Below are 25709 nucleotides of genomic sequence, written 5' to 3' on the forward strand. Positions count from 1 at the left end.
GGGGCTCGACATGGACGGCCTTCCAGGGCTCCGGGGAATCTCACATCCGGGACGCGAAGCCGCATTCCGGATTCTTCCGCGAGTATCGGGCGGCCGACCTGTACGCGACCTGAAAGACCGCCGGGTCTCACCGGCCTCTCACCGGCTACACACCCGCGTCTCGTCACCGGACCCCGCCATGCCCTGCTTCTAGAATCTCCGGCACGCGCCACAGCGGCGCGCCCCACCGCCCGGAGGAACCCGATGACCAGCGTCGACGAACCGGCACGACACGACGGGCGGGTCCGTGACGCGGCCCGCACCCGCGCCGAGATCCTCGACGTGGCGACGCGGGAGTTCGCGCGGGCCGGGTACGACGGGGCCCGGGTCGACGAGATCGCCGCCCTCACCCGCACCACGAAGCGCATGATCTACTACCACTTCGGCGGCAAGGAACAGCTGTTCACGGCCGTCCTGGAGCGGGTGTACGGCGTGCTCCGCGAGGCCGAACAGCAGCTGCGGGTCGACCATCTGGACCCGCTGACGGCGATCCGGCGCCTGGCCGAGCTGGCCTTCGACCATCACGAGCGGCACCCGGAGTTCGTCCGGCTGGTCACCGTCGAGAACTTCCACGGCGCCGCGCACCTCGCGAGGTCCGCGAAGCTCGGCAGGATCGGCTCGCCCGCGCTGGACGTGATCGGCCGCATCCTCGCGGCCGGCCGGGAGTCGGGCGTGTTCCGGGCGGACGTCGACGCGGTGGACGTGCACGCCATGATCAGCTCGTTCTGCTTCTTCCGGGTCGCCAACCGGCACACCTTCGGGGCCCTGTTCGACCGGGACCTGGCGCATCCGGCGCGGCGCGAGCACTACCGGACGATGCTCGGCGACATGGTGATCGCCTACCTCACTGCGGACTGACCGACGAGATCCGTTCTGACTCTCGATCGGACACCAGGAGTTCGGTCCAGGTGCGGGCCACCCCGTCCAGTGAGAAGGACTCCCGTACCTGGGTGCGGGCCAGCTCCCCCGCCGACCGCCAGGCCTCCTGGTCGCCGAGCGCGGCAATCGACTCCGCCATCGCGGCGGGGTGTTCGTGGATCCAGCGCCGGTCGTAGATCTCGTCCGCGCCGGGCCATGGCAGCAGGGCGGGTACGGCGCCGGAGGCCATGCCCTCGGCCGGGGCGAGGTGGAAGCTCTCGTCGTCGCTGGTGGACAGGACGTGTCCGATCCGGCGCAGCCAGCTCGCCACGTCCGCCCCGAACGCGTCAAAGACGACGGCCCCTTCGAGCAGCGGCGAGGTCTGCATCCGGCGCAGGATCGCGTCGTAGTGGGCGCGTTCCTCGGGCTTGTTCCAGATCCACCAGTACTCCCACGGCGGCTTGGACTTGACCGACAGATGCCAGCGCCGGTCGCGGGCGCGCAGCTCCTCCAGTACGTCGAGGCCCAGGTCGAGGCGTTTGCGGCTGGGCGCGATGCCGATCATGCCGAGTCGGAAGCGCGCGCTCGGTGCCTTCGGCCGGTCGAGCTGGTCGGTGTCGACCCAGTTCGGGACGACCGTGACCTTCGACTCGGGCCAGCCGGTGTGCTCCAGGGTGCGGCGGGCGTAGTACGGGCTGACGCACACCACCCGGTCGACGGCGTCGATGTCGACCTGCCGGGGCCAGGCGGCGTCGAGTTCGAAACGGTGCAGCCGTACCACGAGCCGGCTGCCGCGCCGCTTGTGGTGGCTGTACCAGACGGCGGCGGGACCGCACCACTCGACGACCACCACATCGGCCCAGTCGGCGAGTTCACGGCTCGCGGCCGGGTCGTGCCGGGCCAGTGCGGGCCAGGCGTCGATGCGTACCTCGAGTCCGGGCAGGGAGCGGAAGTGGTCGAGGAGCCGGGTGAGGAACTTCAGGTCGTGGCCGGCGACGCCGACCCGCAGCGGCCTCGCTCGGGCGGTCACGCCGGCGGGCGCCGGCGGGAAGGCCCGGTCGAGGTGGGCGCGCCAGCGGCGGGCCGCGGCGTCGAGGGTGTACCGGCCGGCTGCGGTCCGGCAGCGGTCGGCCGCGAGGCTGCGGGCCTCGGGATCGCGAGCGGCGCGCTCCACGGCGTCGGCGGCGTCGGTGAGTTCGGCGCGGCCGGGCACGTAGAGCGGGTAGTCGGCACCGAGCAGGGCCTCGTGCGCGGGCGTGCGGTTGAGGACGACGGGCAGGCCGAGGGCGCCGAACTCCAGGACCTTGGTGGACAGTTCGAGGCTCGCGTCGAGGGCCGGGTCCCGCCAGCCGAGGCCGAGGTCGCACTCGCCGGCGATACGCATGGCCTCCTCGCGGGGCCGGCCGCCGTGGTGCCGGATGCCCGGGGTGGGGCCCTCCAGCGCCCGGGTCATGGCGGCCTGGAAGCCGGGGTGGGCGGCATCGGAGTGGATCTTGTCGCCGACGGTGTGCAGTTCGGCGCGGATACCCCGTTCGCCGAGCAGGGCCGGCAGGCGAGTCATGGGGAGGGTGTTCCAAAGCGGCGCGAACTTCCCCGTGTAGACGAGCCGCAGCGGGTCGTGCGGCCGCTCGTGCTCCGGCACCGGGAACCCGGGCTCGGGTACGGCGGGCGGGCTGAGCAGGCTACGGCCGCAGGCCTCGGGCACCCACGCCTCCAGGAAGCAGCGCAACTCCTCGGTCTGACAGAGGAGTTGCCGCGAGGCGGCGGCGATCCGGGCGAGTTCGGCGCAAGCCTGATCGGTCATCTCGGCAGCCGACTGCGGGATGTCGGTGAGGTAGGCCCAGATCCGTCCGTCGAAGTGCCGGTCGTTCACGACCCGGTTGACGAGCCGACGGCCGCGCAGCACGAGCAGGTCGCAGGGCTCGTCCTGGTCGAGCCGGGCGAGGACCTTCGAGGCCTGGACCGGTGACAGGGACCCGTTCTGCTGCCCGGCCAGCAGCCGTTCCTCGTACGGTCGCACCACTGTCACGCCGGGCAGCCCGGCCAGCGGATCGGTCAACCGCCCAGTGTGAACGGGGGCCTTGAGGACGAGCCGGGTCTCACAGCCCGCCAGCGACAGCGCCTGCACGGTCGACTGGGCCCAGACGGCGGACCCGTCGATGAGGTTGAGGTCCACGTCGCCGTAGACGATGGCCCGGACTGTGCGGCTCATGAGGGTTCCTTCCCGCGCACGGCGAACAGCCGGTATCCCGCGCCGGACCAGGTCTCGGGCGGTGTACCGGCGTGATGCAGGGACCGCCGCACGAGCAGCGGCCGGGTCAGCTCTGTCACAAAGGTGTAGTCGTCGTCGGCCGCCGTGCGGCCCAACGCGTCGGCCTGTGAGTGTTCCTGAGCGCACATCAGGTCCAGGAGCAGGGTGTCCGGGCGGTCCTCGGCGGGGTCGGTCCAGTCGGCGACCCAGGCGGCGGTGGGCGGTCCGGTGCGCACGGTGACCCCGGCGCCGTCGAGTTCCTCGAGCCCGGCCGGGTCGGGTACGACCACTTCGCTGGGCCGGTGGTGCTGGCCCAGCACCTGGGCGACCAGCCGGGCCGCGTCGGTCCGGTCGCGCGGGGCGGCGAGAACCGCGACGCGACGACCGTCCAGCGGGTCGGGGGCGCCGGTCAGCCGGGCCAGTTCGGCGAGCCGGACCCGGGTGCTGTCCTGCCGGAAGGCCTCCCACAGCCGTTCCCTGCCATGCTCGGCCGGGTCGAGCCGGGAGAGCCGCACGCCGGTGTCGGTGTCGAGGACGGCGTCCCAGGCGAGCCGAGTGAGCCCGGGCGCGGCCGCGGCGGGGCCGTCCCGCCACAGGACGATCGCCCGGCCCAACGCCCTGGCCTCGGTGAGGACCTCGGCCAGTGTCCGGTCCAGGTCCGGGGCAAGGCCGGTGCCCGCGGGCGACCAGGGGCCCTCGCCGGTGCAGGCGCTCAGCTGCACCACCACCGCGTCGGGGTCGGTGCGCTGGACGAGAAGGCTCGCGTCGTGCGGCAGCAGCCGGTTCACGACGGCGTCGGCCGCGAAGTCCTCGGCGGTGTGGTCGGTCAGGATCCCCGCGATCACCAGCCGGTCGCGGGGCGCGGAGGACAGGGCACGGTGCACGAGATGGAGGCGGTCGTCGGACGCGGCGAGCGCGGCTCCGTCGACGGCGGCAGGCGTCTTCGCCGGCACCGACCGCTTCGCGGTGCGCCGCCGGCCGCGCCACAGGCCGTACAACTCCCGTGGCAGTCCGGCCATCCCGCGCCCCGGCCGGCGGGCCGCCGAGACCAGGGCCCGGCCGACCCGCAGTGAGGTCGAGCCTTCGAGCATGGTCACGCGTGCCTCCAGCACGCCGACCCGGTCCCGGGCCCCGCGCAGGGCGGCGGCCAGCCGCTCCTTCTCCCGTACGGCGGCGGCGAGCCGCTCGGCGAGCCCGTCCTCGTGGACGGCTTCCCGGGCCCGTTCGGCCTCCTCGGCCCGCTGCTCCAGGTCCAGGACGCGGGCACGCAGGGAGCGGGAGGCGAGGTCGGCGAAGACGTATTCGTCGGCGATCCGCAGCGCCGTCGCGAAGCCGTCCGACGGCACCGGGCGGCCGAACCAGTCGTGCGGTGGCAGGAGTTCGTCCGTGCGGGCGAACACGGCACCCGCGTGCAGATGCACATAGCCGAGCGGGGCCGCGCGCAGCACCTGGCAGCCGTGGGTCACCAGTGGGTCCAGCAGCCGGTGGTAGGGCGGTTCGCGGTGCCCGAACAGGAGGAGTCCCCGGCCGCCGGGCCGCATGCGTTCCAGTACGGCGAGGCAGTCGTCCTCGGTGCCGTGCAGGTCGGGGTCCGGGCCGTACGACAGGAGCACCAACTCTCCCTCGCCGATGGGCCGTTCGTCTCGGCTCAGGACGACGCCCGGCGGCAGGTGGAGGTACGGTTCCAGGCGCAGCCCTCCGGTGGTGGCGTCGACCACCGTCGTCACGCCGTCCAGGTGCGGGTGGAGCAGATCGGTCAGGCGCATCAGCGGGTCCTCGTGAAGACGTGGAAGCCGACCCGGTTCTCGCGGAAGGCGTAGGGCCGGAACTCCGTGTGCCGCAGGCCGAGGGGTTCGAGTTCCTCGCGGTAGGCGGCGGTGGGCCGGTGCAGGATGTAGTCGCCGAGGGGCCGGGGGCGGTCGTCGTCCTCGTCGGTGACGATCAGCCGGCCGGTGAGCCGGACCAGCGAGGCGAGGTTGCGCAGCCCGGCCGCCCACTCCGCGTCGTCGAGGACGTGGAAGAGCACGTCGACGCAGAGCACGACGTCGTACGGCCATGGGCTGCGCCACTCGTCGAGCCGGGACTCGGCGTAGCGCGGGCCGCCGTTCGCGGCGCGGGAGCGTTCGACGGCCTCGGGGCTCGCGTCGAAGGCGTCGACGCGGTGGCCGCAGCGGGCCAGGGCGCGGGCGAAGTGCCCCTTGCCGCAGCCCGCGTCGAGCACGAACAGGGGGGCCGCCGGGTTGGTCAGATCCCCGATGAGGGAGAGCAGCGCGCCGAGCCGCAGCGCGTAGAACAACTCGTTGCCCGCACGGTCGAGCCCGATGTGCCCACCGGAGGCGAGATCGTCGTGGTCACGGTGCCGGATGTTCCAGTAGACGCGGGTGCGGGCGGTGCCGGGGTGGGCGGGGTAGGTGGTGCTGCCCTCGGGGCCTGACTGGGTGTCGTCAGTCATGGTGTTCCAGCCAGCGGGTGATCACGCGGGCGATGCGGGTGCCCGCCCTGCCGTCCCACAGGGGTGGGCCCTCGGTGGACACCGCCGGGCCGCCGTCGAGTGCCTTGCGCAGCGCGGGCACCAACTCGGCATGGGTGACCAGGCGGTTGGTGCCGTGGGTGACGGTGACCGGGCGTTCGGTGCTGGTGCGCAGGGTCAGGCAGGGCACGTTCAGGACGGTGGTCTCCTCCTGCACCCCGCCCGAGTCGGTGATCACGGCGGCCGCGCCCCGTACGAGGCTCATGAACTCGACGTAGCCGAGCGGTTCGAGGACGTGCACGCCGGGCGCGCCGTCGAGGCCCGCCGCGCGCAGGGCCTCACGCCCGCGAGGGTGGAGCGGTACGGCGAGGTCGAGGTGCCGGGCCGCCTCGGTCAGGGCGCGGGCGGCGGCGCGGGCCGCCTCGGGGTCGTCGACGTTGGCGGGGCGGTGCAGGGTGACCACGCCGTAGCGGTCGGGCAGGCCGTGCGCGGTGCGGGCGGCGGCCGAGTCGAAGAGGTCCAGGTGGGTGAGGAGGGTGTCGATCATCGGGTTGCCGACGAAGTGCACCCGGTCGGCGACAGCCCCCTCCCGGGCCAGGTGGCCGACGGCCTCGGGGCTGGTGACGAAGAGCAGCTCGGCCAGCTGGTCGACGAGGCGCCGGTTCACCTCCTCCGGCATGGTCATGTCGAAGCTGCGCAGGCCCGCCTCCACATGGGCGATCGGGATGCCCAGCTTGGCGGCGACGAGGGCCGCGGCCAGGGTGGAGTTCACATCGCCGTAGACCACGACGAGGGCGGGGGCGCGGGCGGTCAGTTCTCTCTCCAGGGCGACCAGCAGGTCGGCGGTCTGCCGGGCGTGGCTGCCGGAGCCGACGCCGAGGTCGGTGTCCGGCTCGGGCAGTCCCAGCTGGCGGAAGAACACGTCCGACATCCGGGCGTCGTAGTGCTGCCCGGTGTGCACGAGCACCTGGTCGCGGCCGGCCACCCCGAGGGCGGCGACGACCGGGGCCGCCTTCACGAAGTTGGGCCGGGTACCGACCACATGGAGTACGAGGCCGTTCATGTCGCTGCCTTTCGTTGGCGCTCCGCCCGCGCTGCTCCGCACGCGCCGCCGCGTCGGCTTACCGTGGCGGCATGTCCCGTCATGTCCCCCGTGCCGTCAGTCTGGCCGCCTCCGTCGCCTGGGGCGAGTTGCGGCACGATCCCGCCCGGGCCGCGTTGCTCGGCGTACGGCTGCTGCCTGCGGGCCTGAGGAAGCGGGCCCGGCCGGTGGAGCGCCGGCTGTCCGCCCGGGCCCGTGCGGCCGGGCCGGGCGCGACTCCGTGGACAGGCCGGGTGCCCGCCCCGGTGGGCCGGACCGTACGGCCCATGTCCGGGCGGGTGCTGCACCTGGTCAGCAACTCGCTGCCGTTCAAGCATGCCGGTTACACCGTGCGCACGCAGAAGCTGGCCGAGGCGCAGCGGGCGGCCGGGCTCGATCCGCACGTGGTGACGCGGATCGGGTTCCCGGTGGCGCAGGGGATGCTGGACGCGAGCCCGCTGCAGATCGTGGCCGGGGTGCCGCAGCATCGGCTGCTGCCCTGGTGGCTGCCGTACGGGCAGGGCCCGGCGCTGGCCCGGAACGCCGAGCTGGCCGCGCGGCTGGTGGAGCGGCTGCGGCCCGCCGTGCTGCACGCGGCCACGGACCACGGCAACGGGCGCGTGGCCCTGGCCCTGCGCGAGACGTACGGGCTGCCCGTGGTCTACGAGGTCCGGGGCTTTCTGGAGGAGACCTGGCTGACCCAGGCTCCGGGGCGCAGTCCGCGGGACGCCGTGTACCGGAAGCGGCGCGAGCTGGAGACGCACTGCATGCGCGAGGCCGACCTGGTGCTGACGCTGGGCGCGGCGATGAAGGCGGAGATCGTGGCCCGCGGGGTGCCCGAGGAGCGGGTGCTCGTCGTGCCGAACGCGGTGGACGGCGCGTTCCTGGCGCCCCCGCCGGACGGGGCGCCGGTGCGGGCCCGGCTCGGGATCGCGCCGGACGAGTTCGTCGTCGGCACCGTCAGCAGTCTCACCCCGCTCGAGGGGATCGGTACGTTGCTCCAAGCGGGTGCCGAGCTGCGCCGGCGTGGAATTCCTCTGCGGCTGCTGATCGTGGGCGACGGTCCGGAGCGCGCCGCGCTGATCCGGCAGGCGGCCCGGCTGGGCCTCGGCGACGGTGCCGCCCTGTTCACCGGCCGGGTCCCGCACGCCCAAGTGCGGGATTTCCACGCCGTGTTGGATGTGTTCGCGGTGCCGCGCACCGACGAGCGCGTCTGCCATCTGGTGACCCCTCTCAAGCCGGTCGAAGCGATGGCGAGCGGTCTCCCCGTGGCAGCTAGTGATCTCACCGCAATGAGAGAACTGGTCGAACCGGAGGTTAACGGTCAGCTAATTCCTCCCGAATCGGTCCATGCTTGGGCAGAGGGGTTGGAAAAACTGCTTTACAGTCAAAAGCGGCGGTTCGAATGGGGAGCCGCCGCTCGCGCGCTGGTCGCGCGGGACCGCACCTGGGACCGGGTCGCCGCCCGGACCCTGGACGCGTATCGCACTCTCGGATGCGCCTGAGGCCCGCGCACCGCACCAGCTCCTGCCTTGAGGCCGGGTGAGATCCCTATGCAGGTCGAAGAGACCGAACCACTCGGGGACATGAGTGAACCGCTCGGGGATGAGGAAAGGGCCGACGACGTCGAACTCGCGGTGATCGGGCTCGGCTACGTCGGACTGCCACTGGCACGGGAAGCCGCGTCGGTCGGCCTGAGAACGGTGGGTCTCGACCGGGACCCACGGGTCGTCGCGGGGCTCAATGCCGGGCACTCCCACGTCGACGACGTGTCCGACGACGACGTACGCCGGATGCGGGAGGCCGGTTTCACCGCGTACACGGACGACGCCTGTCTGGCGCGGGCACAGACCGTGGTGATCTGCGTGCCGACCCCACTGAGTGACGACGGCGGGCCCGATCTGGGCGCGGTGACCTCGTCGGCCCGCGCGGTGGCCGGCCGGCTCCGGCGCGGGCAGCTGGTGGTCCTCGAGTCGACCACGTACCCGGGCACCACCGAGGAGGTCGTACGGCCCCTGCTGGAGGAGTCCGGACTGCGCACCGGCCAGGACTTCGCCCTCGCCTTCTCACCCGAACGCATCGACCCGGGCAACAACCGGCACGGACTGCGCGAGACCCCGAAGGTGGTCGGCGGCTGCACTCCGTCGTGCGCGGCACGGGCGGTGTCCTTCTACGGCAAGTTCGTCGACACGGTCGTACAGGCGAAGGGCACCCGGGAGGCCGAGATGGCCAAGCTCCTGGAAAACACCTACCGGCATGTGAACATCGCACTCGTCAACGAACTGGCGATCATCAGCCGCGAGTTGCATGTGGACGTGTGGGACGCGATCCGCTGCGCCGCGACGAAGCCGTTCGGCTTCCAGGCGTTCCGGCCGAGCGCCGGGGTGGGCGGACACTGCATCCCCATCGACCCCAACTACCTGTCGTACAAGGTGCGTTCCTCGCTCGGCTACGAGTTCCGGTTCGTCGAGCTGGCGCAGGAGATCAACCGGCGGATGCCGGAGTACGTGGTGCGCCGCGCCCAGGACCTCCTCAACACGGCAGGCCGCCCGCTGCACGGCTCCCGGGTGCTGCTGCTCGGGGTCACCTACAAGCCGGACGTCGCCGACCAGCGGGAGTCGCCGGCGGTGCCGGTGGCCCGGCTGCTGCGGGAGCGGGACGCCGAGGTGGCCTTCCACGATCCCCATGTGCCGCTGTGGTCGGTGGACGGGGTACCCGTCCCCCGCGTCGACGACCTGTCGGCGGCGGTGCGCGAGCACGACCTGACGATCCTGCTCCAGGACCACTCCGCCTATGACCTGCCCGCCCTCGCGGACACGGCACGGCTGCTGTTCGACACCCGGGGGCGGATCTTCCGGCCCGGCGTCGAGGTCCTATAGCGGCCCCAACCCCCGTCTTCGCGCGCGGAGTTGAAAGGTGCGAGGTGCTCTGATGCGGATACTCGTCGTCACCGTCGTCCACCACCCGGAGGACGCGCGAATACTGCACCGGCAGATCGCCGCGCTGCGCGAGCGGGGCCACCGCGTGGTGTACGCGGCCCCGTTCGCGGCCCGCGGTGTGACGCCACGGCCGTACGTCGAGGGCGTGGACCTGCCCCGGGCGGGCGGCCGAGACCGGCGCGCGGCGCTGCGTGCGGCACGCGCCCTGCTGGCCGAGCGCGGCCCGGAGGCGGACGTGATCCTGCTGCACGACCCGGAGCTGCTGCTGGCCCTGCCCGGCACGCTGCGCCGCTGGCGGCGGGCCGGCGCCGCGCCCGTGACCGTCTGGGACGTGCACGAGGACACCGCGGCGGCGCTGGCCATGAAGGGCTGGCTGCCGAGGCCGCTACGAATCCCGCTGCGTGCGGCGGTCCGGGCGGCGGAGCGGCTGGCGGAGCGGCATCTGCGGCTGCTGCTCGCCGAGGACGCCTACCAGGACCGGTTCCGCCGGCTCCATCCCGTCGTCCCCAACCTCGCCACGGCACCGCCCGGCCCACCCGAGCCGCCGGGCGACGACCGGGTGGTCTATCTGGGTCATCTGTCCCGGGCGCGCGGCGCGCTGGAGCTGATCGAGACGGCGCGGCTGCTGGCACCGGACGTCGTGGTCGAGGCGATCGGCGCGGCGGACCCCGACGTCCGCGAGGCCCTCGCGGCGGCCGACCGGGACGGGGTGCTGCGCTGGCACGGCTTCCTGCCCAACGACCGTGCGCTGGACCTGCTGTCGGGCGCCCTGGCCGGCCTGTCCCTGCTGCACGACCAGCCCAACTACCGCCATTCACGGCCGACCAAGGTCATCGAGTACATGGCGCACGGTATCCCCGTCGTCACCACGCCGACCCCGCTGGCGGCCGAGCTGGTGGAGCGGCACGGCTGCGGTCTCGTGGTGCCGTACGAGGATCCCGCGTCGGCTGCGCAGGCCGTACGCCGACTGCGCGCGGACAGCGAACTGCGTTCGCGGACCGCCCAGTTGGGCCACGAGGCGGTCCGGTCCGGTCTCGACTGGCGCGACCACGCGACCGCCTTCGCGACGGTCCTCGAGGGCTGGGCGAAGGAGGGGAAGGCCGCGACTACGGCCGCGGGTGCCGCGGCTCGTACAGGCTGACCTCGCCGCCGCCGGGCAGCCGCAGGGCGGTGACCCGTCCCCAGCGGGCCTCCTCGACCGGCCGCGTGAACTCGACGTCCCGCGCGCCGAGTTCGGCCATGGTGGCGTCGAGGTCGTCGCACATCAGCATCAGCTCGTGCGAGGGTTCGCCGTCCGTGGGGTGGCAGGCGACCTCGGTGGGCGGCGCCCGGAAGATCAGCCATCCGTGCCCGGCGTCGACGTACTCCCAGCCGAGCACGTCGCGCAGAAAGTTCCGGTCCGCCTCGGCGTCCCGGCTGTACAGCACCACATGGGCCCCATTGATCACGCGCGGAGGCTAGTGGGCCGCCGGGGCCGGGGCAAGCACCGCCACCGCGGCGTCAGGCGTTCGACCACCCTCGCTCGCACAGCACCAGCCGGTAGCCGTCCGGGTCCTCGATCGTGACACCCCACTCGTTCCAGTAGGGGTTGGGGGACGGCACCCGCTTCCCGCCGTGCGCCTCCAGACGGGCGATCAGGTCCTCCGGGACCGCCTCGTCGACATAGATCACCAGAAGGTCCTCCTCGGTGGGGCGGGGCTCCACCGGCTGGGCGGCCTCGTGGACGAGCTCCAGGTGCCAGTCGGCGTCCGGCCAGCCGAGCATGAGCAGATCGTGCTCGCCGGGTTCGGCGCCGCCCCGGGCCCGCCACACGACACTCAGGCCGAGCCCGGCGACCCAGAAGCTCTCGGCCGCCGCCAGGTCCCGGGACGGGCGGGCGATACGGATGTGACTGCGGCCGTTGACGGGCATCGGCGCTCCTCCTCGTGATCGGTGATCTGCCCGCAGCCTAGGAAAAGCGCGCCGCGCCGACCATCGGCCATCCGTCCTGGGCCCCGTGTCCTAGGTCCTGTCGTCAAACTCCCGTCGTCCGCCCGGAGGGCGGGCCCGGGCGGCGTCAGGTGCGTGCTCTCGGCGTGCCGGGCCCTGGCCCTCGTACTGGACGTACTTGGGTCAGGGTCCGGTGCGGCGAGAGTGCGTGCATGGCGTCGCGTGGCAGACGGGAGTTTGACGACAGGGCCTAGGACCTGCCGCGGCGGGGAACGCCGTACGCCCGCTCGACGTGCAGTCGCAGCACCAGCCGACGGTCACGGACCATGGCGGCCCGGTAGTCGTCCCAGTCGGGGTGCTCGCCCGCGACGTCACGGTAGAGGCGGATCAGCTCCTCGACCGTCTCGTCGTACGGGTCCAGCGCGACCGGCGTGAGGTCGGCGACGCCCTCGGCGACCGTGTAGGCCCACCGGTCGGGGCTGGTGACGTGGTACGACGCCCGGGGGTCGCGGCGCAGATTGCGGGTCTTGGCCCGGTCGTCCGTGACGGAGACGCGGATGATCCGCTCGTCGGGGTAGTACACGTGGCTCACGTTCGACAGTTGGGGGCGGCCGTCCCGCTTGAGGGTGACCAGCACCCCTCCGCGGGCATCGGAGAGCAGCTTCAGCAGTGCGTCCTCACTCATGTCGAGAACAACCCGGCCGACGGTGACCGGCATTCCCCGACCTCGACGAGTAGACAGTGTCTTCGGGCCAGCGCTCATGGGAGCGGGGCCGGGGACAGCGCTGTTCATGCCGGCCACGGTGGCCGTACCGGGGGCGACGGCGGCCCCCGCGCTGCCGGGGCGCTACGTAGCGTCGATCACACCACACCCCGATGTGCGGGTCCGTTCGCCTGATCCTGCGCGACGATGAGATCGGTGAGGTACGAGGACGTCCCGGTGGGGTACGCCGCACGCACCTCGTACGACGCGACCGGAGGAGAGAGATGGCACAGCTGCGACAGGAAGTCGACCCGGAAGAGGCCGGGCTGGACGCGAAGGCGCTGGACCGCCTCAACCAGCACTTCGCCCACTATGTCGACGAGGGGCGGCTGCCCGGCTTCCTGATGGCCGTGGCCCGCGGCGGCCGGGTCGCCCACCTCACCACGCACGGTCACCGCGACCGCTCGGCCGGACTGCCGGTGGAACCGGACACGCTGTGGCGGATCTACTCCATGACCAAGCCGGTCACCGCGGTCGCCGCGCTGATCCTGGTGGAGGAGGGGCGGCTGTCCCTGGACGACCCGCTCGAAAGGTACCTGCCGGCCTTCGCCAACCCGCGGGTGTACGAGAGCGGTTCGGGCAGTGAGGTGCGCACCCGGCCGGCCGACGGACCGATCCTGATCCGGCACCTGCTCACCCACACCTCGGGGCTGACCTTCGGCTTCTACTACTCCCACCCGGTCGACGCCCTCTATCGCGCCGCCCGCCTGGAGTCGTCGGTGCCGCCCGGCGCGGACCTCGCCGAGACCATGGACGTGTACGCCTCGCTGCCACTGCAGTTCGAGCCGGGCACGCAGTGGAACTACTCGGTCGCCTCCAACGTGCTGGGCCGCGTCGTGGAGGTGGTGTCCGGACAACCCCTCGACGCGTTCTACGCCGAGCGGATCTTCCGCCCGCTGGGCATGACGGACGCGGGCTTCCACATCGTGCCCGAACAGGCAGGCAGACTCTCCGAGTTGTACGGCGAAACCGAGGACGGCGGCATCGAACCGATCCCCGGTCTGCCGCTGCGCGGCCGTCCCCGCTTCCTGTCCGGCAGTGGCGGCATGGTCGCCACGGCGTACGACTACCACCGCTTCGCCGAGATGCTGCGCCGGGGCGGCGAGCTGGACGGCACGCGGGTGCTGAGCCGTGAGTCGGTGGCCCTGATGACCCGCAACCACCTACCCGGCGGCGTCGACGTGAACACGTTCGGCGCCCCGGCCCATCAGGAGCCCGGCAACGAGGGCGTCGGCTTCGGCTTCGGTGTCTCCGTGGTGATCGACCCGGAGCGCACCGTCGCCCCGACCGGCCTCGGTACGTACGGCTGGAGCGGAGTGGCGACCACGACGTTCTGGGTGGACCCCGGCCGCGATCTCACCGTGCAGTTCATGACCCAGGTGCGGCCGAAGACGCTGAAGGTGTTCCCGGAGCTGAAGCGGCTGGTGCACGAGGCGATCGTGGAGTGAGAGTACCGGAGCCGAGGAGAGCGAGGTCCGCGTTGCCGGGCGTGGCCAGGGCGTCGACGGCGACCGCGCTGCCTGCGACCGTGCGCAGGGTGGTCACCGCCGTACCGTCCATGACGGCGACGAGCCGCCCGGTATCCGGGTCGAGGGCGCTGACGACGGCGTGGACGGTGGGCAGCCCGGCCGCCGCGTTGGCCGGGTTGACGCTGCCGAACTTCGCCACCGCGCCGGTGTCCGCCGACATTCGGGAGACGTACGCGAAGACCACGCTGTCGTCGAAGCGACTCGGATGCATGATCTTCGCGGGCAGGTCGGCGCCGCCGGTGCCGAGCGCGGTGAAGGCCGCGCGCTGCGACGCGATCGCCGTGTCCGCGTCGAGCAGCTCCGTCACCCGGTCTCCGGAGAGGAAGAGGATCTCGTCGGTCATGCCCTCTTCCTGTCCGGACCCGCGCGCCGGGAATCAGGACCAGTGCGCGACCGCATCCAGATGGGGCAGGCGGTGGTCGAGGCGTTCCCGCTTGGTCCGCAGGTAGGTGATGTTGTTCTCGCACGGCGGGATCAGCAGCGGCACCTCCTCGACGACCTGAATGCCGTGCCGCAGCAGCGCCTCGCGCTTGCGCGGGTTGTTCGACATCAGGCGTACGGAGCGGACACCCAGGTCGTGCAGGATCTCGGCGGCGACGCCGTAGTCCCGGGCGTCGACCGGCAGGCCGAGCGCGAGGTTCGCCTCGACGGTGTCCAGGCCCTCCGCCTGCAGGGCCATCGCGCGCAGCTTGGCGAGCAGGCCGATACCGCGGCCTTCGTGTCCTCTCAGATAGACGACGATGCCGCTGCCCTCGGCGACGACCGCACGCAGCGCCGACGCCAACTGGTCGCCGCACTCACAGTGCTGGGAACCGAACGCGTCACCGGTCAGGCACTCCGAATGCAGCCGGGTCAGCACGTCCTCGGCGCCGATGTCGCCGTACACCAGCGCCACTTGCTCGTCACCGCGTTCGTGGTCCAGGTAACCGATCGCCTGGAATTTCCCGTACACGGTGGGCAGCGGGGCATTCACGACGCGTTCCACGCCCTTGCGCGGTGATGGCTTCTTGCCGAGTACGCCAACTTTTTCTGTCATGATCTGATTCCTAAGCAGAGACGAAAGGCCGTGAAAAGATGAGTGGTTCGGGCGCGCGTACAGCGGCATACGGTCTGTTGCCGGGGGACACCACGGAAGACGTACGGACGCGCGGGGCGGGCGTCTCACCACAGGTCGCCGTCCTTCCCGTCGGGAGCTTCGAACAGCACGGCCCCTTCCTTCCGCTCGCGACCGACACGCTCGTCGCCTGTGCCATCGCCCGGGAGATCGCCGACGCGTTCCCGGTGCACCTCCTTCCTCCGGTGACGATCGCCTGCTCGCACGAACACGCGGCCTGGCCGGGGACCGTCAGCATCTCCTCCGTGACCCTTCATGCGGTGGTGCGGGACATCGCCGAGTCGCTGCGCCGGTCCGGCGTGGACGCGCTCGTCGTGGTCAACGGCCACGGCGGCAACTACGTATTGGGCAACGTGGTCCAGGAGTCCTCGGCGCGCGGGGAGCGGATGGCGCTGTTCCCGGCCGCGGAGGACTGGGAGACGGCGCGGGAGCGGGCGGGCGTGGTGACCTCGCTGCTTACCGACATGCACGCCGGCGAAATCGAGACCTCCATTCTGCTGCACGCTCATCCCGAATTGGTCCGCCCTGGTTATGAGTCCGCCGATTTCACCGCGGACGACCGTCGTCATCTGCTCACCGTGGGAATGTCCGCCTATACCGAATCGGGTGTCATCGGCCGTCCTTCCCTGGGGTCGGCGGAAAAGGGGAAGCAACTGCTGGCGAGTCTTGCCGGATCCTTCGCAGCGTATTTCAGGCTGCTTGCGTCCGGGGAGGGTTCGGCGACGGATTCCGCGAACTGACGGGGCTTCGGAAGGGGTACGGCGGCTCGGGCGGCGCGCAGTCCGCCGTACCAGCGGACGACGAGCACCGCGAGGCCGGGCAGGCTCGCCGCGAAGCTCAGGACGCCGTACACGACCGCGGTCGCGAGTCCGCTGCTCGCGCCGAGGCCGGCGGCGCCGAACGCCCAGGCGGTGGCACCCTCGCGGGGCCCGAACCCGCCGACGTTCAGCGGCAGTCCCATGGCGACCAGGGCGAGCACCGCGATCGGCAGCAGCGCCGGAACGGAGGCGGCTGATCCGGCGACCCGCGCCGCTATGACGAACATCGCGAGGTGCCCGGCGAGGATGACTACGGAAGACAGCGCCACACCGGGCCAGTTGTCGCGGGAGAGCAGTCCCCGGCGGGCCTCACCGAGGGTACGGCGCAAAGGGCCGCCGCCGTTGTCGGAGGGCGCGCGATTCATCCGGACAGCGAGGACGACGGCGAGCGCGCCCGCCAGGGCGAGGGCCACCAGCGGCGCGAAGTCGCGGACGTCGTCCCGGACCGGGGACGGCAAAGTCAGCAGCAGCACGGAGCCGATCATGGCCAGCGCGACCTGACCGGCGACGCGTTCCAGTACAACCGCACGAACGCCCCGGCCGAGGTCACCGGCGCTCTGTCCGTGCCGCACCGCGCGGTGGACGTCGCCCAGAACGCCGCCGGGGAGGGCCGCGTTGAGGAACAGGGCGCGGTAGTAGTCGGCGATGGCGGCCCCGAGCGGCAGCCGGAGCCGCAGCCCACGGGCCACCAACTGCCAGCGCCAGGCGCTGAACACGGTGGTGACGACGCCGATGGTGACGGCCAGCAGGAGGGTGGGGACGTCGAGCCGCCGGAGCCCGTCCAGGAACACACCGGTGCCGAGTCGCCAGAGGAGGACACCCAGGATGACGGTTCCGGTGACGGTGCCGAAGTGGGTTCGCAGGGCACGGTTGTTGAGGAGCGTGCGCACGCCTGCGGAGGTGGCCGCTCCTGCCGTACGGGGTGCTGCCTCCGCCCTCACCAGCGTCTGGGCGCTCATGACGCTCCGTCCTTCGGCCGGACCAGGGCGAGCAGATCGTTGTGCTGGACGACGACGTGCAGTTCGCCGGCCGCACACGCCGCCAACCTGTCCCGGAGGTAGCTCTCGGCGCGTTCACGCAGCTCCGGGCGCTGCTCGACGGCGGCGCCGACCCAGCCGCGCAGCCACTGGGCGGTGAGCGCGGCCTCCCCGGGGCCGAGGTGCCAGGCGCTGGGATGGACCTTGACCGTGGCCCCGCGGTCGGCGAAGGCCTCGCAGGTCACGGTGATCGCGTCGGGTCCGAGCAGTCCGGCTTGTCGCTGGTGGGCGTTGAACGCGTCGGCGATCTCGGCGTCCAGCGGGTCGGACGGGGTGACTTCGACGCGTCCGGCGACGGAGAGCGTCAGCAGGGCGGGACATCCGGCGTCCACACAGACGGTGGCGAGCGTCTCGACCTCGTCGCGGGTGAGGACGTCGAGCAGCGCGGACGCGGTCACCAGGGAGGCTCCGGCCAGCACGTCCGCGGTCAGCCGGGCCACGTCACCGCGCCGTGTCTCCACGGTGACGTGGCTGCCGTCGGCGGCGACGCGCGGGGAGGCGACGGCGGCGAAGTGCAGCAGGTAGGGGTCGCGGTCGTGCAGGACCCAGTGCTGGGCGCCGTCGAGCCGGGGCGCCAGCCAGCGGCCCATCGACCCGGTGCCGCACCCCAGGTCGTGCACGACGATCCCACCCGAGCTGCCCGAGCCGGCCGGCTGATTGGCGAGCCGGATCCGCAGGGGGGCGAGCAGATCGATCGACCGAGCGGCGGCGTCGGCACCTTCCCGCAGCTCCAGCCACTCGGGCGCGTACCGGGGCGGCTCCTCGGGACCGGACTCGCGCAGCCTCAGGGTGGGCCGCTCGCCGGGGCGCGGGACGGGGCCGGCTCCGGGAATGACCTCGGAGGAATGCTCCGATCCGTCGCCGCTCGTCCCCCGCGACACATTCGTGGTCGACGCCTTCATGCCGCCCTCCGGGGTTCGTCGGGAAGTCGTTGGAGTACTCCTGCCAGGCTGCGGGCCGTCGTCGCCCAGCCGTCGAGCGCCGCGCGGCGACCACGGGCGGCCGCCTTGAGACGGCGGCGTACGTCGGCCTCGCCGAACCAGCCGCGCAGCTCCGCGGCGAGGGCGGCCGGGTCCTCCGGCGGGACGAGGATGCCGGGCACCCCGCCGTCGGGGGCGCGGCCGACCGCCTCGGGCAGCCCACCGACGTCGGTCGCGAGTACCGGAATCCCGCGCGCGAGGGCCTCGGTCACGGCCATGCCGTACGTCTCGGCGTACGACGTGAGAACCATCAGGTCGGCGGCGGCGTAACTGGCGTCGAGGTCGGCGCCGGAGCGGGGCCCGGCGAGATACAGCCGGTCCGCCAGCCCGTACCGCTCGATCAGTGCCCGCAGACGAGCGACGTACTCGGGATCCTGCCCGAGCCCACCCACGCAGACGCAGCTCCACGGCAGGTCCCGTACCGCTGCGAGGGCCTCCACCAGCCGGTGCTGCCCCTTGCGCGGCGTCACGGCCGCCACGCACAGCAGATGCGAAACTCCGTCGCCGCCGGAGGCGAGGGGCGCGATGTCGGCGCCGGGGGCGGCGACGTGGACGCGCTCGGGGGCGAGGCCGTGGTGGGAGACGAGGCGGCGTACGGCCCACTCGCTGGTAGCCACGACCGCGGGCACCGCCCGCAGCACCGCACGCTCTTTCGCATCGAGGTCGGCCGCGACGGCTGGATCGAGGCCGGTCTCGTCGCCGAGCGGAAGATGGACGAGGACGGCCAGGCGCAGCCGCTGCGCCTCCGGGACGACGACCTCGGGCACCCCGCAGGCAACCAGCCCGTCCAGCAGCACGACGGAACCGTCCGGAAACTCCCGCAGCTTACGGGCGAGTTCGTCGCGGTCGGCGCGCGCGGGCCGCGGCCAGGCCCCGTCGACGGCGTGCCGGGCGACCTGCCACCCGAAGCCCGGCAGATCCAGGCAGACCCGCCGGTCGTAGGCGTTGCCGCCGCTCGGTGCGGCCGGGTCGTCGACGCCACCCGGCATGACGAAGTGCACGGTCCGCAGGGACATGGGGACGATCCCGACGTGGTGAAGGCCCGCGGGCTGGACGGGCACGTAGGTCAGGGAACTCGCGGGCGAGGTCCGGTCGATGGTGGCATCGCTCACAGGGCACGCTCGTAACTCGCCCAGGCCACGTGCGACTCGTGCAGGGTGACCGTGATGCCCGCCAGCCCCTTGGCGCCCTCGCCCAGCGCGCCCTTCTCGATACGCTCGGCGAGCCGGTCGGCGATGACCTTGGCCAGGAACTCCGTGGAGGTGTTGATGCCGGCGAAGTCGGGCTCGTTATCGAGATTCCGGTAGTTCAACTCGCTGACGACCGCACCGAGTTCCTGTGTGGCCAGTCCGATGTCGACGACGATGTTGTCCTCGTCCAACTGCTCGCGCCGGAACGTCGCGTCCACCAGGAACGTGGCGCCGTGCAGTCGCTGCGCGGGCCCGAACACCTCGCCGTGGAAGCTGTGGGCGATCATGATGTGATCGCGGACGGTGATGCTGAACAACGGACGACCCTCCAGGTGCGGCGCGTCTGGTCCCCCCGCCGATCCCTGCCTGTTCCGTGCCGGGGGATGTTGTGTAGTACGGCTCTTCGCTTCCCCGTGTTCAGCCGTCCCGCACTCTTTTCTCAGGTCAGGCCGTCTTGCCTTACCGGGGAGCCGAGGTCGGTGTACCGGACCCGGTGGCAGAGGGCCGGAATCTCGCCGGAGGCGAGCTTGGGCATCAGGTCCGGCAGGTCCTCGAAGTCACTCTCCCCCGTGATCAGCGCGTCCAGTGCCGCGTCGGCGAGCAGGTCGAGGGCGAGGGCGAGCCGGTCGGCGTAGGTACGGCTCGCCCGGCGGGCCGGGGAGACGGAGCCGACCTGGCTGCTGCGGACGGTGAGGCGCCGGGAGTGGAAGGCCTCGCCGAGCGGAAGGGACACGCGCCGGTCGCCGTACCAGCTCAGTTCGAGGACCGTGCCCTCGGGGGCGAGCAGTTCGAGGGAGCGGGCGAGGCCCTGCTCACTGGCGCTGGCGTGGACGACCAGGTCGCAGTCGCCGAGGGCGTCGGCGGGCGAGGCGAAGTCGACACCGAGGGCATGGGCGGTCTTGGCGCGCGCGGGGTCGGCGTCGACGAGCTGGAGCCGCACGCCCGGGAAGCGGGCGAGCAGCGCGGCGACGGAGCACCCGACCATGCCACCGCCGACGACGGCGATCCGGTCCCCGACGAGGGGTGCGGCGTCCCACAGGGCGTTGACGGCGGTCTCCACGGTCCCGGCGAGGACGGCCCGCTCGGCGGGCACCCGCTCGGGCACCACGGTCACCGCGCTCACCGGAACGACGTAACGGCTCTGATGCGGATACAGGCAGAAGACCGTACGCCCGATCAGCGCATCGGGCCCCTCCTCGACCTGGCCGACACTGAGGTAGCCGTACTTCACAGGCGCGGGGAAGTCCCCTTCCTGGAACGGCGCCCGCATGACGCCGAATTGGCTCTCCGGAACGCCGCCTCGAAAGACCAGCGTCTCGGTCCCCCGGCTGACTCCGGAGTAGAGGGCGCGCACCAGCACCTCGCCCTCGCCGGGGTCCGGAAGGGTGACGTCGCGGAGCTCGCCGAGGCCCGGTGAGCGGAGCCAGAACGCGCGCGCCGAGCGGTTCATCGGCATCCTCCTGAACGATCGGGAAGTTGTTCACGTACCGAGATGTGCACAGGCCGCGCACAGTACGCGGCGTTGATCGACTCTGTCACTCGGCCGGAGGATGCGCGGTGGCCCTGAACAACACATACGACGCGAGGATGGTCCAGCAGGAGCCGGCGGTGGGCGCGGGCGTGCAGATCCTGCTCCTCGCCCTGCTGGGCACGGCGATCGGCATGGGCCCGGCGGGCTGGCTCACCGGCCTGGCGTTCGCGTTCGCCACCTGGGCGGTCCTCTCCCGCGCACTGCACCGCTCCCGCCTGCGCACCTTCGGTCCGGCGAACCGGGTCACGCTGGGCCGGGCGACGCTGGTCGGCGGCGTGACGGCGCTGGTGGCGGACTCCTTCGAGAGCTCACCGCCGGTCACCCTGCTGGTCGGCCTGACGGCGGTGGCCCTGATCCTCGACGGAGTGGACGGCAAGGTGGCTCGCCGCACGGGCACGTCGACGGCTTTGGGCGCCCGCTTCGACATGGAGGTGGACGCGTTCCTGATCCTGGTGCTGAGCGTGTACGTGTCCACGCAGCTCGGTCCGTGGGTACTGCTGATCGGCGGGATGCGGTACGCGTTCGTGGCGGCGGCCCGGGTGGCGCCCTGGCTGAACGCCCCGCTGCCGCCGTCGTTCGCGCGCAAGACGGTGGCGGCGATTCAGGGGGTGTGCCTGTTGCTCGCGGGCGCGCAACTCCTGCCGTACGCCGTCAACTTCGGGGTGGTGCTGGTGGCGCTGGGTTCGCTGGGGTGGTCGTTCGGGCGGGATGTGTTGTGGCTGTGGCGGACGTCGCGCATCACGGTCCCGGACGCGCCGACGGAGGAGATGCTGGAGCTGGCGGTGCGGTGAGGGGCTGGGTGTGTCGGAGCGAGGGCCCGGATCGATCAGCAACTGATCCGGGCCCTCGCTGCGTGCTTACGACCGTGCGTGGCGGCTGCGTACGATCACGAAAGCGCCTGCGGCGAGGCCGAGCACGCCCACGACGAGCCCGGCGATGCCGAGACCACGGGCGGTACCGTCGCTGGAGTCCTGGGCGGCCGACGTCGCCTTGCCGGGTTTGGTGGCCGCCGGAGCGGTCTGCGTGGCTGCCGGGTCGGTGCCGGCCGTGAGCTTGAGCACCGGCGCCGGGTTCTCCGACTCCTCCCCTCCCTGGGGCTCCTCGATCCACCGGACGATCTTGCCGTCGGAGTAGGTCTGGAGGGTCTTGAAGGCCAACTGCCCGGTGACCTCGGGCAGCTGCCCGAAAGCGACGTCGAAGTCCTCGAACTCCCCGGCGCCGATCTTCCCTCCCGTCCAGGTGATCTCGGAGACGGCGTCGGTGATCGTGCCGTCGTCGGTCTTGACGGGGTTCTTGAGCTTGGTGGTGGTGACCTTGGCGGTCCAGCCGTCGTGCGGGGAGACGAGAACACCGAGGACGGGATGGTCGGTGGGCAGGAAGACCTGCACCTTGGTGGTGGAGGCGCTGTCCTCCTCATTGGGGACGCGGAAGGTCAGGACACCGTCGGTGGCGCCCTTCGGGTAGCTCTCGGGGTGAACCGTGACGTGAGCGGAGGCGACACCGGCGGCGGTGAGGACGCCGGTGAGGGCGAGGGCGGTGACGAGGCCGGCGCGGCGCAGGGGGGTGGACATGGGTGGGTGGATCTCCGTACTGAGTGAGGGATGTTGGGGGGGTCAGATTGCGTACGGGATCGGAGGAGGCCCACGCCGAAGCAGGGCGTACCGCAGGTGAAGTCGGCGGGGCGGCCCTGCGAGGTCGGGGGTGCGAGAGGGCCGACGACCGGGGACGGGAACGGGGATGGGGACACCCCGCCACCAGGCAACGAGCCCCGGCACGAGCGAGACGGCACGCCGCAACAGCGACCAGAGCGCGGCCTCACCGCGCCGCAACCACCAGGAGGCGATGAGCGCGGCGAGGATGTGGGCGGCGGTGGCGTGGGCGGTGACGGCATGAGGATGCGGCGCGCCGGACATCGTCGACATGGCGGCCATGGTGTGGCCGTGGGCCATGTGCATGGCGTGCGCGGGATGGACCGTACGAGCCTGAGCCGCCGCACCGAAGCCGACGTGCAGACCGGCCTGGGTGACGAACATGGCGACACCGATCCCTGCCAGCGAACGCTCCCGCCCACCGAGCAGCCACCCCAGGCAGAACACGGCGAGAAACCCGGCCGCATCGGCCCAGACCGGCGGCATGTCCCCCATGGCAAGCCCGTGCCCGGCGGCACCGAGCAGCACGCACACGGCGGCGAACACCGCGGCGCGCAGACTCCGTACCGCCGGGGAGGCGCTCATGGTGAGGGATCCTCCCACGGAGGGGGGTACGTGTGGCGCCGATATCGTGTTCAGTCAGCCGCCACGCAACGAGCTCACCCCTCCTGATGACCTCGGGCCGCCGCCCGTCTATTCGATGCCCGTCGAGTCGAGCAGCCGGATCAGCTCTTCGCGCCCGTACCCAATGAGCTCGGCTCGGTAGACAGCCGAGAGAAGCAGGTGGGCCACGATCTCCGCCTTGTATCCGTCCCTGCCTTCGCCGTACCACTCACCTGGCTTCTCAATGCCGAGGCTGTTCAGGACCACCCCATGATCGCGACGGATCTCGTCGACGGTGTCGGCGACCGCGCCAAGAAGCGAAACACCGGGCCGCTCGCACTTGAGGGCGAAGCGCCCCCAGTCGGCCGGTTCGCATCCAGCCGGCGGCCGCACGCGCAGGCTCGCATACCTCTCGTCATCGAAGTCCGGGCTGTCGAACGAGTCGTCCACGAGGGCGAACCTGTGACGTTCCTGAGCGACACAGAATCCGGTGGCGTCGCTACGACCGTTCGTCGTTCCGTCCGGATCGTGATGGACATGCGGAGCCATGTGATTCCCCCTGGCAACTGGCGATTTGGCACTCCCGTTACTGATCCAAACGGTCCGCGATCACCCCGCGTGCCCACGCCAGGAAATGTCACTCGAACGCGTGATCACGCCAACCGGTCGACCCCGGTGAACTCTCTGGACGCGTACCCGGCGATCACCGAACACGCCGAACAGCAGATCCCCTTGTGATCACCGCGCACTATCGCGCTGATCATGAGTTGCCTCGGGGAGCGCTGCTGCACTGAGACTGGACACGCGCACCGAGGCTCTCCCTCACGCGTACCACAGCGTCAAGGCCACCCTGCTGCGCACCGAGCCGGGCGACGTCCTTCTGCTGGGCACCGACGGCATCACCAACCCTCTCACCCAGAAGGACCCGGAGTTCGCTCGGCACCTCGCCGATGCCTGGGGTGGGCCCGAAGTCCCGTCCCTGTCCGACTTCCTGTGGCAGGCACAGACACGGGTCAAGTCCTACGACGACGACAGGACCGTCATCTGCGTGTGGGAGGAGAGCGCATGAGCACGGAGGACGGCGCCGACGTCGCCCGCTCTTCGCTCACGCTGGGGGACCGGATCGGCAGCGGCGGCCAGGGCGATGTGCACGCCATCACCGACGGGTCGCTTCTCTACAAGGAGTACAAGGACCCGTCCAAGGTCAACGGCAGTGCCCTTGCCGACTTGGTCGCGTTCCGTCAGGGTCTCGGACAAGGTGACCGGACCCGCATGAATGCCCTTGCCGCGTGGCCGTTGTGCCGTGTCGTCGAGGGCGGCCGAACGCTCGGCTTTCTCATGAAGCGCGCTCCGTCTCACATGACGTGGCGTACAGCGACCGGGGCGACGAAGCTCCTCGAGTTGCAGTACCTGATCAGACGGCCAAAGGTGGCCTGGAAGGAGGTACAGCAGCCAACTCCCGGGCAGCGCAGGACTCTCGCCTCGGCCTGCGTCGAAGCCGTCAGTTGGTTCCACTCCGCCGGACTGGTGATCGGGGACATCTCGCAGGCCAACGTCCTGTGGTCGCTCAGCCCTGAACCCGCTGTCCATTTCCTCGACTGCGACGGATTTCGACGAGTAGGGCGTCCAGCCGTCCAGGCCCAGGCCGCCACCCCTGACTGGAACGACCCGCTCGCGCCCTCCACCGAGGCCAGTGTGGACACGGATGCGTACAAGACGGCCCTCATGGCGGCTCGCATCCTCGCCCAGGAGGCGTATCTCAGACCGGACAAGCGGCTGCAGGCTGTCGCCGGCTGTCTGAACGAGCGCCAGGCAGAGGCTGCTCAGAGGCTCTTCTCGCAGGCCGCGGGCGAACGCGGAACCCGGCCCCACCCGAGCGAGTGGCAGACCGCCCTGAGCGACCGCGGCATCATCAACCTGACTGCCGCCGCGCCGCGTCCCCGGCCCTCCATCGACCACTCGGTCATGGACGGAGTACGCAACCGGCCGCTGATCAACCTGCGTCTTCCGGGCCAGTAGACGGGGGATCTCGGAGCAGGGGCCCCGGTACCGCCGCCTCCAGTCGGAAACGACGGGCGAGTGGCGCTTGCGATCCGGGCGGACTCGGAACCTGCGGCCGAGGGAACCTGTCGGAGCCGCGGGAAGCCGAAAAACGGTACTCAGCGTTTCTGTTCCACCAGCACCCAGTCCACCTCAGCCTGCACTCCCCCACCCGCAACCCGGTCTACACTCGACTGCGGCAGCCCCCAGTAGGGAGTCGTCACCTTGTTCCACCCCGCCGGATAAGCTCCGCCCAGCGCCAGGTTGCTGGTTGTGGTCGTACACCTACTTCCCGCGTGTCGACTCCAGTACGTTCCGTGTCGTCTCCTGGACCAGCCGGTCGTCGACGTAGAAGCGCATGGCCGTCGGGGTCCACTCCACCGCGTAGGTGTGCCACTGGTCGGCCGTGCCGCCGTTCGCGTACGTCTGGCGGGCGCCGATGTTGCCATCCGCCGAGTAGCCGGGGCCGTGCAGGGCCGTGCTCGTCCAGTCGCCGTAGCCGATGTTCTCCATGATGTCGGTCTCGCCGGAGGCAGGCCAGGAGACCGACGGGTCGTCGACGTTGCTGCCCAGGAGCCAGAACGCGGGCCAGAAGCCGTCGCCGACCGGCAACCGCATCCGTGCGCTCACCGGAGGCTGTGACGGCGGCCGGGTTCGCCGTGTACGCGGTGGCCGCTCGGTCGGTGTCCCAGCTCACCGCGGTGATCGCCGCGGAGGCCGGGACGGTTAACGCCGGGGCCGTGGCCAGCAGTGCCGCCGTGGCCAGGATGGTCAGGAGGATGCGAGGGCCACGGGATTTCATGCGGCCACGGGATGGCGTGTCTATGACATCCAACCTCCCCCCGGTGGACGCGGGTCCCCCCACCCGCGCCCACCGTCCGGGCCGGA

The 25709-nt window shown here is 71.7% G+C and carries 24 protein-coding genes and 2 pseudogenes; 8 read left to right on the top strand and 18 right to left on the bottom strand.

Annotated elements, in window-relative coordinates; all coding sequences use genetic code 11:
• The first annotated feature begins 243 nt into the window (after nt 1-243).
• Nucleotides 244-897 (top strand): TetR family transcriptional regulator, encoded by a 654-nt coding sequence (locus ACFYXB_RS19605; RefSeq protein WP_388501675.1) that lies wholly within the window; start codon nt 244-246, stop codon nt 895-897.
• Here the strand turns inward: ACFYXB_RS19605 and ACFYXB_RS19610 are convergent.
• The 4 genes from ACFYXB_RS19610 to wecB are packed head-to-tail and all read right to left on the bottom strand — an operon-like array spanning nt 884 to nt 6681.
• The gene (locus ACFYXB_RS19610) at nt 884-3109 is read right to left on the bottom strand and encodes a glycosyltransferase (protein ID WP_389583834.1); all 2226 of its coding nucleotides are present in this window, start codon (nt 3107-3109) and stop codon (nt 884-886) included. The two genes, ACFYXB_RS19605 and ACFYXB_RS19610, sit on opposite strands and share 14 nt — an antisense overlap.
• On the bottom strand, nt 3106-4914 hold the full coding sequence (locus ACFYXB_RS19615) for a hypothetical protein (protein ID WP_389583837.1): 1809 nt from the start codon (nt 4912-4914) through the stop codon (nt 3106-3108). Before ACFYXB_RS19615 ends, ACFYXB_RS19610 begins: the two co-directional genes overlap by 4 nt.
• Nucleotides 4914-5600 (bottom strand): class I SAM-dependent methyltransferase, encoded by a 687-nt coding sequence (locus tag ACFYXB_RS19620; protein WP_389583839.1) that lies wholly within the window; start codon nt 5598-5600, stop codon nt 4914-4916. Before ACFYXB_RS19620 ends, ACFYXB_RS19615 begins: the two co-directional genes overlap by 1 nt.
• On the bottom strand, nt 5593-6681 hold the full coding sequence (gene wecB / locus ACFYXB_RS19625) for a non-hydrolyzing UDP-N-acetylglucosamine 2-epimerase (protein WP_389583841.1): 1089 nt from the start codon (nt 6679-6681) through the stop codon (nt 5593-5595). Before wecB ends, ACFYXB_RS19620 begins: the two co-directional genes overlap by 8 nt.
• Before the next feature lie 71 nt (nt 6682-6752).
• Between wecB and ACFYXB_RS19630 the strand changes: the two genes are divergently transcribed.
• The 3 genes from ACFYXB_RS19630 to ACFYXB_RS19640 all read left to right on the top strand — a co-directional run bounded on the left by ACFYXB_RS19630 (nt 6753) and on the right by ACFYXB_RS19640 (nt 10779).
• The gene (locus ACFYXB_RS19630) at nt 6753-8204 is read left to right on the top strand and encodes a glycosyltransferase family 4 protein (protein ID WP_389583843.1); all 1452 of its coding nucleotides are present in this window, start codon (nt 6753-6755) and stop codon (nt 8202-8204) included.
• Between the two features lie 81 nt (nt 8205-8285).
• Entirely contained in the window at nt 8286-9578 is a 1293-nt protein-coding gene (locus ACFYXB_RS19635) for a nucleotide sugar dehydrogenase (RefSeq protein ID WP_351346663.1), read from the top strand.
• Nucleotides 9579-9630: 52 nt separating this feature from the next.
• The gene (locus ACFYXB_RS19640) at nt 9631-10779 is read left to right on the top strand and encodes a glycosyltransferase (RefSeq protein WP_389583846.1); all 1149 of its coding nucleotides are present in this window, start codon (nt 9631-9633) and stop codon (nt 10777-10779) included.
• Here the strand turns inward: ACFYXB_RS19640 and ACFYXB_RS19645 are convergent.
• From ACFYXB_RS19645 to ACFYXB_RS19655, 3 genes are all read right to left on the bottom strand, one after another.
• The gene (locus ACFYXB_RS19645) at nt 10745-11086 is read right to left on the bottom strand and encodes a VOC family protein (protein WP_389583848.1); all 342 of its coding nucleotides are present in this window, start codon (nt 11084-11086) and stop codon (nt 10745-10747) included. The genes ACFYXB_RS19640 and ACFYXB_RS19645 overlap by 35 nt on opposite strands.
• 52 nt (nt 11087-11138) lie before the next feature.
• Entirely contained in the window at nt 11139-11549 is a 411-nt protein-coding gene (locus ACFYXB_RS19650; RefSeq protein WP_389583850.1) for a VOC family protein, read from the bottom strand.
• Between the two features lie 268 nt (nt 11550-11817).
• The gene (locus ACFYXB_RS19655; RefSeq protein ID WP_388501653.1) at nt 11818-12252 is read right to left on the bottom strand and encodes a PPOX class F420-dependent oxidoreductase; all 435 of its coding nucleotides are present in this window, start codon (nt 12250-12252) and stop codon (nt 11818-11820) included.
• A gap of 302 nt (nt 12253-12554) precedes the next feature.
• On the opposite strand from ACFYXB_RS19655, the gene ACFYXB_RS19660 reads away from it, so the two are divergent.
• Nucleotides 12555-13778, top strand: a complete 1224-nt coding sequence (locus ACFYXB_RS19660) for a serine hydrolase domain-containing protein (RefSeq protein WP_389583853.1) — start codon at nt 12555-12557, stop codon at nt 13776-13778.
• Here ACFYXB_RS19660 and ACFYXB_RS19665 read toward each other — a convergent pair.
• Together ACFYXB_RS19665 and ribA are read right to left on the bottom strand one after the other, a co-directional pair.
• Nucleotides 13699-14202, bottom strand: coding sequence for a hypothetical protein (locus ACFYXB_RS19665; protein WP_389583855.1), 504 nt, complete (start codon nt 14200-14202; stop codon nt 13699-13701). The genes ACFYXB_RS19660 and ACFYXB_RS19665 overlap by 80 nt on opposite strands.
• A 33-nt stretch (nt 14203-14235) precedes the next feature.
• Complete coding sequence (gene ribA, locus ACFYXB_RS19670; RefSeq protein ID WP_351346652.1) at nt 14236-14895, bottom strand: GTP cyclohydrolase II; 660 nt, start codon at nt 14893-14895, stop codon at nt 14236-14238.
• 38 nt (nt 14896-14933) lie between these two features.
• Between ribA and ACFYXB_RS19675 the strand changes: the two genes are divergently transcribed.
• Nucleotides 14934-15713 carry a creatininase family protein gene (locus ACFYXB_RS19675; protein ID WP_388501642.1) on the top strand — a complete coding sequence of 260 codons (780 nt, stop codon included), beginning with the start codon at nt 14934-14936 and terminating at the stop codon, nt 15711-15713.
• A gap of 140 nt (nt 15714-15853) precedes the next feature.
• On the opposite strand, the pseudogene ACFYXB_RS19680 reads toward ACFYXB_RS19675, so the two are convergent.
• The 5 genes and pseudogenes from ACFYXB_RS19680 to ACFYXB_RS19700 form a co-directional block, all read right to left on the bottom strand.
• Nucleotides 15854-16750 (bottom strand): annotated as a pseudogene (locus ACFYXB_RS19680) (YbhN family protein); the annotation flags it as partial.
• The gene (locus tag ACFYXB_RS19685; protein WP_389583859.1) at nt 16747-17730 is read right to left on the bottom strand and encodes a hypothetical protein; all 984 of its coding nucleotides are present in this window, start codon (nt 17728-17730) and stop codon (nt 16747-16749) included. The pseudogene ACFYXB_RS19680 and the gene ACFYXB_RS19685, both read right to left, overlap by 4 nt.
• Nucleotides 17727-18920, bottom strand: a complete 1194-nt coding sequence (locus ACFYXB_RS19690; protein WP_389583862.1) for a glycosyltransferase family 4 protein — start codon at nt 18918-18920, stop codon at nt 17727-17729. Before ACFYXB_RS19690 ends, ACFYXB_RS19685 begins: the two co-directional genes overlap by 4 nt.
• Nucleotides 18917-19315, bottom strand: coding sequence for a 6-carboxytetrahydropterin synthase (locus tag ACFYXB_RS19695; protein ID WP_351346646.1), 399 nt, complete (start codon nt 19313-19315; stop codon nt 18917-18919). The genes ACFYXB_RS19690 and ACFYXB_RS19695 overlap by 4 nt, the downstream gene beginning before the upstream one ends.
• A gap of 122 nt (nt 19316-19437) precedes the next feature.
• Nucleotides 19438-20448: a dehydrogenase gene (locus ACFYXB_RS19700; RefSeq protein ID WP_389583866.1), complete on the bottom strand. Its 1011-nt coding sequence runs from the start codon at nt 20446-20448 to the stop codon at nt 19438-19440.
• A gap of 107 nt (nt 20449-20555) precedes the next feature.
• Between ACFYXB_RS19700 and ACFYXB_RS19705 the strand changes: the two genes are divergently transcribed.
• Nucleotides 20556-21320, top strand: a complete 765-nt coding sequence (locus tag ACFYXB_RS19705; RefSeq protein WP_389583869.1) for a CDP-alcohol phosphatidyltransferase family protein — start codon at nt 20556-20558, stop codon at nt 21318-21320.
• A 66-nt stretch (nt 21321-21386) separates the two neighbouring features.
• Here ACFYXB_RS19705 and ACFYXB_RS19710 read toward each other — a convergent pair whose 3' ends face one another.
• From ACFYXB_RS19710 to ACFYXB_RS19720, 3 genes are all read right to left on the bottom strand, one after another.
• Complete coding sequence (locus ACFYXB_RS19710) at nt 21387-22100, bottom strand: YcnI family protein (protein WP_351346641.1); 714 nt, start codon at nt 22098-22100, stop codon at nt 21387-21389.
• Nucleotides 22101-22142: 42 nt separating this feature from the next.
• On the bottom strand, nt 22143-22763 hold the full coding sequence (locus ACFYXB_RS19715) for a hypothetical protein (protein WP_389583871.1): 621 nt from the start codon (nt 22761-22763) through the stop codon (nt 22143-22145).
• A 108-nt stretch (nt 22764-22871) separates the two neighbouring features.
• On the bottom strand, nt 22872-23231 hold the full coding sequence (locus ACFYXB_RS19720; protein WP_389583874.1) for an amidase: 360 nt from the start codon (nt 23229-23231) through the stop codon (nt 22872-22874).
• Nucleotides 23232-23846: 615 nt separating this feature from the next.
• Between ACFYXB_RS19720 and ACFYXB_RS19725 the strand changes: the two genes are divergently transcribed.
• Nucleotides 23847-24800, top strand: a complete 954-nt coding sequence (locus tag ACFYXB_RS19725; protein WP_389583877.1) for a hypothetical protein — start codon at nt 23847-23849, stop codon at nt 24798-24800.
• 140 nt (nt 24801-24940) lie between these two features.
• Here ACFYXB_RS19725 and ACFYXB_RS19730 read toward each other — a convergent pair.
• Nucleotides 24941-25451 (bottom strand): annotated as a pseudogene (locus ACFYXB_RS19730) (glycoside hydrolase family 16 protein); the annotation flags it as partial.
• Between the last annotated feature and the right edge of the window lie 258 nt (nt 25452-25709).

This window comes from Streptomyces sp. NPDC002619, from assembly GCF_042889305.1.
Classification (GTDB): domain Bacteria; phylum Actinomycetota; class Actinomycetes; order Streptomycetales; family Streptomycetaceae; genus Streptomyces.

Coding starts and splice junctions, on each gene's coding strand:
- ACFYXB_RS19635 (WP_351346663.1), top strand. CDS start 8,286: ATGAGTGAACCGCTCGGGGATGAGGAAAGGGCCGACGACGTCGAACTC.
- ACFYXB_RS19700 (WP_389583866.1), bottom strand. CDS start 20,448: ATGAACCGCTCGGCGCGCGCGTTCTGGCTCCGCTCACCGGGCCTCGGC.
- ACFYXB_RS19660 (WP_389583853.1), top strand. CDS start 12,555: ATGGCACAGCTGCGACAGGAAGTCGACCCGGAAGAGGCCGGGCTGGAC.
- wecB (WP_389583841.1), bottom strand. CDS start 6,681: ATGAACGGCCTCGTACTCCATGTGGTCGGTACCCGGCCCAACTTCGTG.
- ribA (WP_351346652.1), bottom strand. CDS start 14,895: ATGACAGAAAAAGTTGGCGTACTCGGCAAGAAGCCATCACCGCGCAAG.
- ACFYXB_RS19615 (WP_389583837.1), bottom strand. CDS start 4,914: ATGCGCCTGACCGATCTGCTCCACCCGCACCTGGACGGCGTGACGACG.
- ACFYXB_RS19725 (WP_389583877.1), top strand. CDS start 23,847: ATGAGCACGGAGGACGGCGCCGACGTCGCCCGCTCTTCGCTCACGCTG.
- ACFYXB_RS19620 (WP_389583839.1), bottom strand. CDS start 5,600: ATGACTGACGACACCCAGTCAGGCCCCGAGGGCAGCACCACCTACCCC.
- ACFYXB_RS19640 (WP_389583846.1), top strand. CDS start 9,631: ATGCGGATACTCGTCGTCACCGTCGTCCACCACCCGGAGGACGCGCGA.
- ACFYXB_RS19710 (WP_351346641.1), bottom strand. CDS start 22,100: ATGTCCACCCCCCTGCGCCGCGCCGGCCTCGTCACCGCCCTCGCCCTC.
- ACFYXB_RS19605 (WP_388501675.1), top strand. CDS start 244: ATGACCAGCGTCGACGAACCGGCACGACACGACGGGCGGGTCCGTGAC.
- ACFYXB_RS19685 (WP_389583859.1), bottom strand. CDS start 17,730: ATGAAGGCGTCGACCACGAATGTGTCGCGGGGGACGAGCGGCGACGGA.
- ACFYXB_RS19675 (WP_388501642.1), top strand. CDS start 14,934: ATGAGTGGTTCGGGCGCGCGTACAGCGGCATACGGTCTGTTGCCGGGG.
- ACFYXB_RS19715 (WP_389583871.1), bottom strand. CDS start 22,763: ATGAGCGCCTCCCCGGCGGTACGGAGTCTGCGCGCCGCGGTGTTCGCC.
- ACFYXB_RS19665 (WP_389583855.1), bottom strand. CDS start 14,202: ATGACCGACGAGATCCTCTTCCTCTCCGGAGACCGGGTGACGGAGCTG.
- ACFYXB_RS19655 (WP_388501653.1), bottom strand. CDS start 12,252: ATGAGTGAGGACGCACTGCTGAAGCTGCTCTCCGATGCCCGCGGAGGG.
- ACFYXB_RS19630 (WP_389583843.1), top strand. CDS start 6,753: ATGTCCCGTCATGTCCCCCGTGCCGTCAGTCTGGCCGCCTCCGTCGCC.
- ACFYXB_RS19650 (WP_389583850.1), bottom strand. CDS start 11,549: ATGCCCGTCAACGGCCGCAGTCACATCCGTATCGCCCGCCCGTCCCGG.
- ACFYXB_RS19610 (WP_389583834.1), bottom strand. CDS start 3,109: ATGAGCCGCACAGTCCGGGCCATCGTCTACGGCGACGTGGACCTCAAC.